Below are 12,604 nucleotides of genomic sequence, written 5' to 3'. Positions count from 1 at the left end.
GGTGAACGAGCACCTGGACCGGTTGGTCCGGCGGGTGCAGGCCGACGCCCGGGTGCCCGCGGTGTCGGCGGCGCTGCACCGGGCAGACCGACCGCTCTGGAGCCGCACCGTCGGCGAGACCGGCACCGACAGCCCCCTGGGCGCGGGCACCCAGTTCCGGATCGGTTCGATCACCAAGACGTTCACCGCGGTGCTGGTCCTGCAGTGCCGCGACGACGGGTTGCTGGACCTGGACGACCCGGTGGGCCGGCACCTGGACCTCCCGGCGCACGGCGAGCTGACCGTACGCCGGTTGCTGTCGCACACCGGTGGGCTGCAACGCGAGCCGTTCGGCGATGTGTGGGACAGCCTGCGCGCGCCGGACGACCACCAACTGGTCGCCGAGCTGGATCGGGCCGAGCGGGTGCTGCCGGCCGGCCGGCGGTTCCACTACTCCAACCTGGGCGTGGCCGTGCTCGGCCAACTCGTCGCCCGGCTCCGGGGCGGCAGCTGGGCGCAGGCGCTCGCCGAGCGGATCCTGACGCCGTTGGGGCTGACCGACACCACTGTGACCCCACGGCCGACGGCGGCCACCGGGTTCCTGGTCGACGCGTACTCCGACGAGGCGCACCCGGAACCGCCGACCGACTTCGGCGCGGTCGGCCCGGCCGCCCAGCTCTGGAGCACCGCTACCGACATGGCCCGCTGGGCGGCGTTCCTGGCCGACCCGGTGGCGCTGGACCCGGCCGGCGCGGTCCTCGCCCCGGCCACCCTGGACGAGATGCGCTGGCCGCTGACCACCACCGACGAGACGCTCTGGGGCGCGGGCTTCGGGCTCGGGCTGATCCTGATCCCGCAGGGGGAACGGGTGATGCACGTGGGGCACGACGGGGCGATGCCCGGGTTCCTCGCCGGGGCGTACGGCCGCCGCGGCGGTGACGGCACACCCGGCGCGATGGGCGCCGCGGTGCTCGGCTCGTCCGGCACGGCGAGCGAACTGTTCGACCTGTCGCACCGGCTGCTCGCCGCCGCGGTCGAGCACGACCCGGCCGAGATCGAGCCCTGGCGGCCCGGCGCACCCGCGCCGGCGGCCCTGCGGGGTGTGCTCGGTCGCTGGTGGGGCGAAGGCTCCGAGTACGTCTTCTCCTGGCACGACGGCACCCTCCGAGCGCGTGGGGTCGGTGACCCGGCCGGACGTCCGCCGGCGATCTTCACGCCGCTGGCGGACCAGCCGGACGTGTTCCGGGTGGTCTCCGGTCGGGAGGTCGGTGAGCTGCTGCGGCTGACCCGGGACGGGGCCGGCGCGGTGGTCCGGATGCATTGGGCGACGTACCGGTTCACCCGCCACCAGGAGACCTTCGACAGGTACGACTTCCGGGCCGGGAGTTGATCGCGGCCAGCGGAAATGGGCGCGATGCGGCCCGCGTTGAACCGATACGATGGGTGTAACGTCCGCACGCCAGGCCAGGAGGCCGGCGCCGAGATCGAGAGCAGGTGGCGCAGGGCCCTTCGGCCCAACCTATGACCGGCACCCCACCTCCCGGCCCGCCCCGGGTGCAGACCAGGATCACCGTGCCCGACCCGAAGATCATGGTCAATCTGCTCGGCGCAGGCGACGAGATCCTCAGACTCGTCGAACGCTCGGTCACCAGTGACGTGCACGTCCGCGGCAACGAGATCACCATCACCGGTGACCCTGCGGACAACGCCCTCGCCGAGCGGGTCTTCAGCGAGCTCCTCGAACTCATCGAGAAAGGCGAGACCCTGACCACTGACGCCGTCCGGCGTACCGTCGGCATGCTCGAGCAGGGCAGCGCCGAGCGGCCCGCCGAGGTCCTGACACTCAACATCCTCTCCCGGCGCGGGCGCACCATCCGCCCCAAGACGCTCGGGCAGAAGAAGTACGTCGACGCGATCGACACCCACACCATCGTCTTCGGCATCGGCCCGGCCGGCACCGGAAAGACCTACCTGGCGATGGCGAAGGCAGTCCAGGCGTTGCAGGCCAAGCAGGTCAACCGGATCATCCTCACCCGGCCGGCGGTCGAGGCGGGCGAGCGACTGGGCTTCCTGCCCGGCACGCTCAACGAGAAGATCGACCCGTACCTGCGCCCGCTCTACGACGCGCTGCACGAGATGCTCGACCCAGAGACGATCCCGAAGCTGATGGCCCAGGGGACGATCGAGGTCGCCCCGCTGGCCTACATGCGGGGTCGTACGCTCTCTGACGCGTTCATCATCCTGGACGAGGCGCAGAACACGACGCCCGAGCAGATGAAGATGTTCCTCACCCGACTCGGCTTCAACTCCAAGATCGTCGTGACCGGTGACATCACCCAGGTGGACCTTCCCGGCGGGACGAGCAGCGGCCTGCGGGTGGTTCGGGAGATCCTGGAAAACGTCGATGACGTGCACTTCTCCCAGTTGTCCAGCTCCGACGTGGTCCGCCACCAGCTGGTCGGGGAGATCGTCGACGCGTACGCCCGCTGGGACGCCGAGCGGGAGAACCAGCAGGCGCAGGGCGTTCACGCCGTGCCTGGGCGACCCGCCCAGGGCGGCCGGGCCGGCCGCCGCCGCTAAAGCAGAGGAAAGCAGTTGTCCATCGAGATCGCCAACGAGTCCGGCGTCGACGTCGACACCGACGCCGTGCTCGCCGTCGCCCGGCACGCCCTCGACGAGATGGGGGTCAACCCCCTCGCCGAGCTGTCAGTGCTGCTTGTCGACATCGACTACATGACCGAGCTGAACCACCGCTGGATGGGTGGCGACGGCCCGACCGACGTGCTCGCCTTCCCCATGGACGAGGGCAGCGTCGACCACGGCCCGGGTGAGTCCGCACCGGCCGGCGGCGAGCCCGCACTGCTCGGCGACATCGTGCTCTGCCCGGAGGTGGCGGCCAAGCAGGCGGCGACCGCCGGGCACGCACCGGCCGACGAGCTGCACCTGCTCACCGTGCACGGTGTGCTGCACCTGCTCGGCTACGACCACGCCGAGCCGGAGGAGGAGCGGGAGATGTTCGCACTCCAGGCTCGGCTGCTGGCGAGCTGGCGGTCGACCCGCACCCAGTGATGTCCACTCCTCCGTTACTCGCGGCCGGCGCCACCGCCGGCCTTCCCGACTTTCAGCTGATCGTCTTCGCGGCCGGTCTGGTGGTGCTGGCCGGCCTGATCGCGATGACCGAGGCGGCCCTCGCCGCGGTCTCACCGGCCCGAGCCGCCGAGCTGGCCCGCGACGGCGTGCGCGGCGCCCGTACCCTCCAGGTCGTGGCCGGCGACGTCGTCCGGCACCTCAACCTGCTCCTGCTGTTGCGGCTGCTCGCCGAGCTGACCGCCACCACACTGGTGGCGCTCGTGGCGGTGGACAGCTTCGGCGCCGGCTGGCGGGCCGCGCTGGTGACCGCCGGCGCGATGACAGTGGTCAGCTTCGTGGTGGTGGGCGTCGCACCACGCACCATCGGCCGGCAGCACGCCTACGCCGTGGGTCGTGCGGTGGCGCCGCTGGTCCGCTGGCTGGGCCGGGCGCTCAACCCGCTCGCGTCGCTGCTGATCCTGATCGGCAACGCGGTCACCCCGGGGCGCGGCTTCCGGGAAGGTCCGTTCGCCACCCAGGTGGAGCTGCGGGAGCTGGTCGACCTCGCCGAGCAGCGCGGCGTGGTCGAGCACGGCGAACGCCAAATGATCCACTCCGTCTTCGCGCTCGGCGACACCATCGCCCGTGAGGTGATGGTGCCGCGTACCGAGATGGTGTGGATCGAGGAGGGCAAAACGCTCGCGCAGGCGCTGGCGCTCTTCCTACGCTCCGGTTTCTCCCGCATCCCGGTGATCGGCGAGAGCGTCGACGACGTGCTGGGGGTGCTCTACCTCAAGGATCTGATCCGGCGCTCCCGTGGCGGGGACCCGGGGGCCGAGCAGTTGCCGGTGGCCGAGCTGATGCGCCCGGCGACCTTCGTACCGGAGTCCAAGCCGGTCGACGACCTGCTGTCCGAGATGCAGGCGGCCCGCAACCACCTGGTCATCGTGGTCGACGAGTACGGCGGCACCGGCGGTCTGGTCACCATCGAGGACATCCTCGAGGAGATCGTCGGCGAGATCACCGACGAGTACGATGTCGAGCGCCCGCCCGTCGAACGTCTGGCGGACTCCTCGGTGCGGGTGACCGCTCGCCTGCCGGTGGAGAATCTCGGCGAGATGTTCGACGCCGACCTGCCCACCGACGAGGTGGAGACGGTCGGCGGTCTGCTCGCCCAGTCGCTGGGGCGGGTGCCGATCCCGGGTGCCGAGGCCGAGGTCGCCGGTCTCCGCCTGGTCGCCGAGGGCACCACCGGCCGGCGCAACCGGATCGACACCGTCCTGGTCAGTCGGGTGGAGCCGGGCGATGAGCAGGACACCGCGGGGCGCGGCGAGCACACCGGCCCCGGGGACGACACTGACAACTATCGAGACGACGAGAGGCAACCCGCCGATGCCTGACACACCCGCCGCGCCTGCCGCCCGGCCCACCCCCACCGCGTCGGGCGCGCTGAGCGCCGAGGACGGCAAGCTCGTCGTCCTGGCCCGGGGAGCCCGCGCGCGGGTCGGCGCCGTCGAGGGCGCCGCGGTCCGCGACCAGGACGGCCGGACGTACGCGGCGGCCAGTGTCGCGCTGCCGTCGCTGACGCTCACCGCGTTGCAGCTGGCGGTCGCTTCGGCAGTGGCGGCCGGGGCGAGTCGGCTGGAGGCGGCGGTGGTGGTGACCGAGGCGTCGACGCTGGATGGTGCCGGGCACGCTGCGGTACGGGACCTCGCGGTGGACGCACCGGTCCACGTGGCCGCTCCGGACGGCACGGTCCTCGGCACGGTGACCCAGTGAGCCCGGTGCAGGATCCGCAGGCGCGTCCGTACCGGGCCGGGTTCGGCTGCTTCGTCGGTCGCCCCAACGCCGGCAAGTCGACGCTGACGAACGCCATCGTCGGCACCAAGATCGCCATCACCTCGAACAAGCCGCAGACCACCCGGCACGTCATCCGGGCGGTGCTGCACCGACCGGAGTCGCAGCTGGTCCTCGTCGACACGCCGGGCCTGCACCGCCCCCGTACGCTGCTCGGCGAACGCCTCAACGACCTGGTCCGGTCCACCTGGACCGAGGTCGATGTGATCGGCCTGTGCATCCCCGCCGACGAGCCGGTCGGGCGCGGTGACCGGTTCATCACCGGCGAGTTGGCCGAGTTGAAGGCGACAGTGCTGGCGGTGGTCACCAAGACCGACCTGGTGGACAAGCGTCGCCTGGCGGAGCAGCTGCTGGCGGTCAGCAAGATGGGGGAGTTCGCCGAGATCGTGCCGGTGAGCGCGGTGTCCGGGCACCAGGTGGACACCCTCGTCGACGTGATGACCAAGTACCTGCCGCCGTCGCCGCAGCTCTACCCGGACGACATGCTCACCGACGATCCCGAGCAGGTGCTGGTCGCCGAGCTGATCCGGGAGGCCGCCTTGGAGGGGGTCCGCGACGAGCTGCCGCACTCCATCGCCGTGGTGGTGGAGGAGATGATCCCCGAGGGTCAGGTCATGAAGATCTACGCCGACCTGTACGTGGAGCGGCCCAGCCAGAAGGCCATCGTGCTCGGGCACAAGGCGAGCCGGCTCAAGGAGGTCGGCACCAACGCCCGCAAGCAGATCGAGGAGCTGCTCGGCGGTCGGGTCTACCTCGACCTGCACGTACGGGTGGCGAAGGATTGGCAGCGCGACCCGAGGCAACTGCGCAAGCTGGGCTTCTGACCCACCTCGTCTGCGGTGCCCGACCGGCGGCACTATCGCCTTCGGTCGGGCAGCCGGGGATGTTCACGCCCGGTCGAGGTAGCTGTCGTCTGGTGCGGGTGCCACGCAGGGTCGGGCCGACCGGGCGGTTGCCCTGCTCAACCGGCGGGCGCTCACCGTCCACCTCTGGCACATGCCGTTCGTGGTGGCGCTCACTCCGCTGGTCGACGTGGTGGGCTGGTCCCACCAGGACCCGGTGGGCCTGGCCATCCGGGTACTGCTGGTCTTCGCCCTGGTCGGGGCCAGCGTCGAGATCAACGCTCGCTGATCGTGAGGTTGCCGCTGTTGGCCGAACCGTCGAGCACCAGGGACGCCGCCGGGTTGTCGGCGACGGTGACGGTCTCGTCGCCGGAGTCGGCGTTGGACCGGACCCGGTAGCTGCCCTCCGGCACCACCAGCGTGACGTCACCGCTGGAGGCGTGGACCCGGGCCGAGGCGGGCTTGTCCAGCTCCACGTTGACATTGCCCGAGCTGGCCTCGGCGTCGACGGTGCCGCCCAGCCGGCGTGCCGTGATGTCTCCCGACGAGGCGCGCAGCCGTACCGCCGCGGTGGCCTCGTTCACCTCGATGTTGCCCGAGCGTGCCTCCACCCCGACCGCGCCCGACGCACCCGAGATCCGCACGTCGCCCGAGCTCACCTGCAGCTCCACGGTGCCGACCCGGCTCAGCTCGACGTTGCCGGAGCTGGTCTCGCCCTGCACCGCCACACCCTCCGGCACCGTCACCTCGTAGGAGATGCTGCACCGCGAGCCACAGTCGGTGTCCAGCACCAGCTCGCTGCCCTTGATCTCGTAGCGGGTGTTGTCCGGTTCACCGCCCTGGTAGCGAACCACTCGCTTGATCCGCACCTCGGACGCCGGGCCGGTGCCGCGGACCACCACGTCGCCCGAGCCCCCGGAGACCCGCACCGTGGTGATCCGGACCGCCTCGGTGTTGTCGTAGTCGAGCCGACGGAACGACAGGTTGTCGCACCCGGCGAGCACGATGAGGGTGGTGGCGAGCCCTAGCGCGACGGGAGCGGCGACGCGACGGCGGCGGGGGGTGGTGGTCGGGTGCAGTGCCATGACCAGCACGCTACGGCCGAGCACGAGGTGGCCGCATCGGGGTTCATCCGCGCTTGCACCCCGAACCAACCCTGATTTCACACCCCGAGGGAGAATGGCCCGATGGCCGGGTATCGCCGACAGCTCTACCGCGACGACGCGGTGGTGTTGCGTGTGCAGAAGCTCGGCGAGTCCGACCGGATCATCACCCTGCTCACCCGCCGGCACGGCCGGCTGCGCGCGGTGGCTCGAGGGATCCGCCGCACCACCAGCAAGTTCGGTGCCCGGCTGGAGCCGTTCGGCCACGTCGACCTCCAGCTCGCCGGTGACCCGAAGGGCAACCACGGCAGTTCTCTGCACACAGTGAGCCAGGTCGAGGGCATCGAGCTGTACGGCAAACGGTTCCTGGGCGACTATCCGCGCTACACGGCGGCCAGCGCGATCGCCGAGACCGCCGAGCGGCTGACCCCGGTGGAACGGGAGCCGTCGCTGCGGCTGTTCCAGCTCACCATCGGCGCGCTGAAGGCGCTGTCCCGGGGCGAGCACGCCACCACCCTGGTGCTCGACGCGTACCTGCTGCGCGGAATGTCCCTGGCCGGCTGGGCGCCGGCGCTGGTCGCCTGCGCGGTCTGCGGCACGCCCGGGCGGCACCGGGCGTTCTCGGTGCCGGCCGGCGGCGCGGTCTGCCCGGATTGTCGGCCTCCCGGGGCGGCTCATCCCGCCCCCGCCACCATCGATCTGATGTCCGCGCTGACCTCCGGCGACTGGGTGATCGCCGACGCCACCGACACCGCCGTACGTCGGGAGTGCAGCGGGCTTGTCGCGGCTCACCTGCAGTGGCACCTGGAGCGCGCGCTACGCTCGCTGCCGCTGGTCGACCGGGGTTCCTCGGCGGCCGGCACGGCCCCGCCGCCGGAGGGCACCGGGGCCGTGGTGCTCCGGCCACGTGGCGACGTCGAGGCTGGGGCGGACGGCGCGAACAGGGAGTGACCGAGTGATTCGATCGAAGAAGGCCGGCCGGCGCGAGCCGACGCCGCCGGTGCCACACCCGTCCGGGGCCCGCCCCCCGGCGCTGCCCACCGATGCGGTGCCGAAGCACGTGGCGGTGGTGATGGACGGCAACGGCCGCTGGGCCAAGGACCGCGGGCTGCCCCGCACCAAGGGGCACGAGGCGGGGGAGCACAGCCTCTTCGACACCATCGAGGGCGCCATCGAGATGGGCATCCCGTACCTGTCTGCGTACGCGTTCTCCACCGAGAACTGGCGGCGCTCGCCCGACGAGGTCCGGTTCCTGATGGGGTTCAACCGGGACGTGATCCGTCGCCGCCGTGACCAGTTGGTCGACCTGGGCGTACGGGTGGTGTGGTCGGGCCGGCCCGGTCGGCTGTGGAAGAGCGTCATCTCCGAGTTGCAGACCGCCGAGGAGATGTCCCGCGACAACTCGACGCTGACCCTGCAGTTCTGCGTCAACTACGGCGGGCAGGCCGAGATCGGTGACGCCGCCGCCGCGATCGCGCGGGACGTGGCGGCCGGCCGGCTGGATCCGGCGAAGGTCACCGAGAAGACCGTGGCGAAGTACCTCTACCACCCTGAGATCCCGGAGGTGGACCTGTTCCTGCGCCCCTCCGGGGAGGAGCGGATCTCCAACTTCCTGCTCTGGCAGACCGCGTACGCCGAGTTGGTCTTCCTGGACACGCTCTGGCCCGACTTCGACCGCCGCCACCTGTGGTACGCGTGTGAGTTGTACGCCCAGCGGGACCGACGCTTCGGCGGCGCGTTGCCCAACCCGGTCGCTCCGGTTATCTGAGCCGACGCGCTTACCCGCACGTCACTCTGGGTATCAGAGACGTCAGAAGCCACTGACGGAGGTGAACCCACATGATCCAGAAGCGCATTGCCCAGTGGGCGGTGATGGCTATCGCGGTGCCGCTGGCCGCGGCCGGCGCTCGCCGGCTCAGCCACACCCTGGAGGCCCGGCGTGGTCCCTCCGGGGCGACCCGGTTGCTGACCAAGGGTGCGGACCTGATCCGTCCGCAGAAGGCCAAGCGCCGCCGCTTCTTCTGACCAACCCACCCCAACTGTCTCCGGCGCCCCCCGCACCCTCGTGCGTGGGGCGCCGCCGCATCCCCGCCCCCGCCCCGCCGGCCCCGCCCCCGCCCCGCCCATCGATCATGGAGTTGTGGTGGCCGGGTTAGGTGCTTTTGCGACTTATGTTCACCACCACAACTCCATGATCGACGCGACCCGGGGGCGGGTGCGCGGCCGGTGGGGCGGGTTGGGGTGGGGTGCGGTCGTTTCGGGGTCCTGCGCAAGGGTGGCGGGTAGGGTCCGGAGGTGGTGGGACGATGGCGGTTGGGGGGCAGATGCGCGATCTCCGCTTTAAGATGATCATGGCGTTGAACGCCGCCGATCTGGGCGACCCGATGTGCGAGCAGGTGGCCGAAATCTGTGCCGAGATCGCCGAGCAGCACTGCGCCGAGTTCGGCCACACACCGCAGTTGCGCACCGGTGAGATCGCCGAACTGGCCACCGGCGAGCCGGCCCTGACCTGGGCGCCGTCGACCCCCGACGCCGGGCAGCGTGCCTGGTGACCGCGCCCGCACCTGCTGTTGACATCCGTCGTGCCGATGATCGCTTCGCCACCCGGATCTCCTGGCTGGACTCCAAGCACTCCTTCTCGTTCTCCCGGCACTACGACCCGGACAACACCCACCACGGCCTGCTGCTGGTCAACAACGACGACGTGGTCCGACCGGGCGCTGGCTTCGAGACCCACCCGCACCAGGACATGGAGATCGTGACCTGGGTGCTGCGTGGTTCCCTGGTGCACCAGGACTCCACCGGGCACTCCGGGGTGATCTACCCGGGTCTGGCCCAGCGGATGAGCGCCGGCACCGGCATCCTGCACTCGGAGAAGAACGACGCCTGGCGGCTCAACAACCAGGAGCCGCACACCGACCCGGTGCACTTCGTGCAGATGTGGGTGCTCCCCGACGAGCAGGGCGTCGACCCCGGCTACGAGCAGTTGGAGATCGAGGACGAGCTGCTCCGCGGGGGCCTGGTCCCGATCGCCTCCGGGATGGACCGTTACGACGGCGCGTCAGCGATCCGGATCCGCAACCGGTACGCGACACTGCACGCCGCCCGTCTCGCCCCCGGCGACGAGGTCACCATCCCGGACGCGCCCTACGTGCACCTCTACGTGCCCGACGGCACGGTGACCCTGGAGGGCAGCGGCCCGCTCGGCAGCGGCGACGCGGCCCGGCTCACCATGACCGGTGGCCGGCGGGTGACCGCCGACGAACCGGCCGAGATCCTCGTCTGGGAGATGCACGCCACTGTTGCCTGACCGTCACCCGCGCGGCCTACCCCATGATCTCGCCCGAGCATGGATGTGGTGGCCTCCCAGCCGGGGAGGACCACCACATCAAGGATCGAGCTACGCCGGCGACTCGGTGCGGTCGGCGGCCCAGGTGGTGTGGAACGAGCCCTCGCGGTCCACCCGCTGGTAGGTGTGCGCGCCGAAGTTGTCCCGCAGACCCTGGATCAGCGCGGCGGGCAGCCGCTCCGCGCGCAACGCGTCGAAGTACGCCAGCGACGACGAGAACGCGGGCGTCGGCACGCCGGCCCGGGTCGCGTCGGCCACCACCCGCCGCCAGCTCGGCACGCCAGCGCTGACCGCCTCGGCGAAGTAGGGCGCCACCAGCAGCGTCGGCAGGTCGGGCTGCTCGTCGTACGCCTCACGGATCCGGTTCAGGAAGCGGGCCCGGATGATGCAGCCACCCCGCCAGATCGTCGCGGTGCCGCCCAGGTCGATGTCCCAGTTGTATTCCTGGCTGCCCGCGCGGATGTGGTCGAAGCCCTGCGCGTACGCAACGATCTTGGAAGCGAGCAGCGCCCGGCGGACATCCTCGACGAACGTGTCCCGGTCGGTGACCTGCCACTTGTCACCCGCGTCGGGGAACGCCCGACGGGCCGCCTCACGCTGGTCGACGTGCCCGGAGAGCGAACGGGCGAAGGTCGCCTCGGCGATCCCGGTGATCGGGATGCCCAGGTCCAGGGCACTCTGTACGGTCCACCGACCGGTGCCCTTCTGCTCGGCCCGGTCCTGCACGATGTCCACGAACGACCGGCCGGTCGCCGCGTCGGTGTGCGCGAGCACGTCGGCGGTGATCTCGATGAGGAACGACTCCAGCTCGCCGTTGTTCCACTCCCGGAAGATCTCCGCGATCTCGGCCGGCGTCGCGTCCAGGCCGGCCCGGAGCAGGTCGTACGCCTCGGCGATGAGCTGCATGTCGGCGTACTCGATGCCGTTGTGCACCATCTTGACGAAGTGCCCGGCGCCGTCCGGCCCGACGTGCGTGCAGCACGGCACGCCGTCCACCTGGGCGGCGATCTTCTCGAACATCGGCCCGAGCTTCGCGTACGACTCGGCGGAGCCACCCGGCATGATGCTCGGCCCGAGCAGCGCGCCCTCCTCGCCGCCGGAGACGCCGGTGCCGCTGAAGTGCAGCCCCTGCGCCCGCAGCGCCTCCTCGCGGCGACGGGTGTCGGCGAAGTGGGCGTTGCCACAGTCGACGATGATGTCGCCCTCGTCGAGCAGCGGCACCAACTCGTCGATCACCGCGTCGGTGGGAGCGCCGGCCTTCACCATGACGATGACCGCGCGGGGTCGTTCCAGTGACGCCACGAAATCGGCCATCGTCTCGCCCGGCAGGAACGTGCCCTCGTCGCCGTGCTCGGCGACCAGGCTGCGGGTGCGCTCCGGCGAGCGGTTGTGCACTGCCACCGTGAAGCCGTTGCGGGCCAGGTTGCGGGCCACATTGCGACCCATCACCGCCAGCCCGGTCACACCGATTTGTGCCCTCGCCTGATCAGCCATTCGTGCCGCCACCTCTCGTCACACCACTATCAGCGCTTGGAAACTTACCGTGGTGTGAGCCGATACGGACCAGTGATCGACGTCCCTTTACTGCACGTGATGTGGACGTTGCCCCTGGCCGCTCGGGCCCTCGACAACGGTCGGTGTGCCCCGCGCAGGGAAACGTGTCGTCATCCCGCGCCGGGCGCATCAGCCTTCGGCGAGACGGGCTTCGATTCGGGCGATCTTCCCGGTCAGCGCGTCGGTGACCCCGGGCCGGACGTCGGCCTTGATCACCACACTCACCCGGGGCGCCCGCGCGCCGACCACCTCGACCGCCTGCTTCACCACCGCCATCACCTCGTCCCACTCACCCTCGATGGTGGTGAACATGGCGTCGGTCCGGTTGGGCAGACCGGACGCACGGACCACCCGCACCGCCTCGGCGACCAGGTCACCCACGGAGTCGTCACCGCCGAGCGGGGTGATCGAGAACGCGATCAGCATGTGCCGATCGTGCCAGGAAAACCGGATGCGCGTCGGTCCGGCGGTGGCTACGGTACGAACATGCGTAACTGACGCCCCACTTCCGAGCCGGCCCGCCGTCCCGCGTCGCGGTCCGTGCGCTCCCGGGCGTCCCGCATCCCCTCCCCGCCGTTGGGCGGCGATGGCCCTGCCTGGCCCCGGTGAGCAGTCCCTTCCCCACTCGACCGTCGCGCAACGGCGGTCACCAGCCGATCCGACCGACCGCCGCAGCGCGGGACCGGCCGTGCCGGTCGGCATTGAAGGAGGCCCGGATGCCTGCCAGGCGTAATCCGAAGAAGACCCGTACCCCGCTCGGCGTCGACCGGGCGGCCGGCCACGGCCCGCTCCCACCCACCCTCCCGGCCCCGCCCCCCGCCCGTGCCCCCCCCCCCCTCCCCCCCGCCTCC

14 protein-coding genes and 1 pseudogene are annotated in these 12,604 nt (G+C 71.2%); 12 read left to right on the top strand and 3 right to left on the bottom strand.

Features of this window, described 5'->3' with window-relative positions:
• The first annotated feature begins 1 nt into the window (after position 1).
• From PSH03_RS21080 to PSH03_RS21050, 7 genes and pseudogenes are all read left to right on the top strand, one after another.
• The gene (locus PSH03_RS21080) at positions 2-1,369 is read left to right on the top strand and encodes a serine hydrolase domain-containing protein (RefSeq protein ID WP_238690173.1); all 1,368 of its coding nucleotides are present in this window, start codon (positions 2-4) and stop codon (positions 1,367-1,369) included.
• A gap of 131 nt (positions 1,370-1,500) precedes the next feature.
• Positions 1,501-2,559, top strand: coding sequence for a PhoH family protein (locus tag PSH03_RS21075; protein ID WP_210786087.1), 1,059 nt, complete (start codon positions 1,501-1,503; stop codon positions 2,557-2,559).
• A 15-nt stretch (positions 2,560-2,574) separates the two neighbouring features.
• Positions 2,575-3,048, top strand: a complete 474-nt coding sequence (ybeY, locus tag PSH03_RS21070; protein WP_030491788.1) for an rRNA maturation RNase YbeY — start codon at positions 2,575-2,577, stop codon at positions 3,046-3,048.
• Complete coding sequence (locus PSH03_RS21065) at positions 3,024-4,448, top strand: hemolysin family protein (RefSeq protein WP_238690212.1); 1,425 nt, start codon at positions 3,024-3,026, stop codon at positions 4,446-4,448. The genes ybeY and PSH03_RS21065 overlap by 25 nt, the downstream gene beginning before the upstream one ends.
• Positions 4,441-4,827: a cytidine deaminase-like protein gene (locus tag PSH03_RS21060; RefSeq protein ID WP_238690172.1), complete on the top strand. Its 387-nt coding sequence runs from the start codon at positions 4,441-4,443 to the stop codon at positions 4,825-4,827. Before PSH03_RS21065 ends, PSH03_RS21060 begins: the two co-directional genes overlap by 8 nt.
• A 5-nt stretch (positions 4,828-4,832) precedes the next feature.
• A complete protein-coding gene (era, locus tag PSH03_RS21055; protein ID WP_372494829.1) occupies positions 4,833-5,729 on the top strand; it encodes a GTPase Era in 897 nt (298 codons plus the stop codon).
• Positions 5,730-5,850: 121 nt separating this feature from the next.
• Positions 5,851-6,018: pseudogene (locus tag PSH03_RS21050) on the top strand (acyltransferase family protein); the annotation flags it as partial.
• Positions 6,019-6,022: 4 nt separating this feature from the next.
• On the opposite strand, the gene PSH03_RS21045 reads toward PSH03_RS21050, so the two are convergent.
• Positions 6,023-6,832 carry a DUF4097 family beta strand repeat-containing protein gene (locus PSH03_RS21045; protein ID WP_210786089.1) on the bottom strand — a complete coding sequence of 270 codons (810 nt, stop codon included), beginning with the start codon at positions 6,830-6,832 and terminating at the stop codon, positions 6,023-6,025.
• 102 nt (positions 6,833-6,934) lie between these two features.
• Here PSH03_RS21045 and recO point away from each other — a divergent pair, with 102 nt between their 5' ends.
• The 5 genes from recO to PSH03_RS21020 all read left to right on the top strand — a co-directional run bounded on the left by recO (position 6,935) and on the right by PSH03_RS21020 (position 10,160).
• Positions 6,935-7,801, top strand: a complete 867-nt coding sequence (gene recO / locus PSH03_RS21040; RefSeq protein WP_210786090.1) for a DNA repair protein RecO — start codon at positions 6,935-6,937, stop codon at positions 7,799-7,801.
• Positions 7,802-7,805: 4 nt separating this feature from the next.
• A complete protein-coding gene (locus tag PSH03_RS21035) occupies positions 7,806-8,618 on the top strand; it encodes an isoprenyl transferase (protein WP_210786091.1) in 813 nt (270 codons plus the stop codon).
• A 71-nt stretch (positions 8,619-8,689) separates the two neighbouring features.
• Positions 8,690-8,875, top strand: coding sequence for a hypothetical protein (locus PSH03_RS21030; RefSeq protein ID WP_030336441.1), 186 nt, complete (start codon positions 8,690-8,692; stop codon positions 8,873-8,875).
• A 299-nt stretch (positions 8,876-9,174) separates the two neighbouring features.
• Positions 9,175-9,402 (top strand): thioredoxin reductase, encoded by a 228-nt coding sequence (locus tag PSH03_RS21025; protein WP_238690171.1) that lies wholly within the window; start codon positions 9,175-9,177, stop codon positions 9,400-9,402.
• Complete coding sequence (locus tag PSH03_RS21020) at positions 9,399-10,160, top strand: pirin family protein (protein ID WP_210787594.1); 762 nt, start codon at positions 9,399-9,401, stop codon at positions 10,158-10,160. The genes PSH03_RS21025 and PSH03_RS21020 overlap by 4 nt, the downstream gene beginning before the upstream one ends.
• 90 nt (positions 10,161-10,250) lie before the next feature.
• Here PSH03_RS21020 and gnd read toward each other — a convergent pair whose 3' ends face one another.
• Together gnd and PSH03_RS21010 are read right to left on the bottom strand one after the other, a co-directional pair.
• A complete protein-coding gene (gene gnd / locus PSH03_RS21015; RefSeq protein WP_210787592.1) occupies positions 10,251-11,693 on the bottom strand; it encodes an NADP-dependent phosphogluconate dehydrogenase in 1,443 nt (480 codons plus the stop codon).
• Between the two features lie 189 nt (positions 11,694-11,882).
• Positions 11,883-12,179 (bottom strand): thiamine-binding protein, encoded by a 297-nt coding sequence (locus tag PSH03_RS21010; protein WP_210787591.1) that lies wholly within the window; start codon positions 12,177-12,179, stop codon positions 11,883-11,885.
• Between the last annotated feature and the right edge of the window lie 425 nt (positions 12,180-12,604).

It is taken from the genome of Micromonospora salmantinae, from assembly GCF_022230905.1.
Classification (GTDB): domain Bacteria; phylum Actinomycetota; class Actinomycetes; order Mycobacteriales; family Micromonosporaceae; genus Micromonospora; species Micromonospora salmantinae.
The sequence above is the reverse complement of the archived record's forward strand: the minus strand, read 5'-3'. Positions and strand labels throughout refer to the sequence as shown.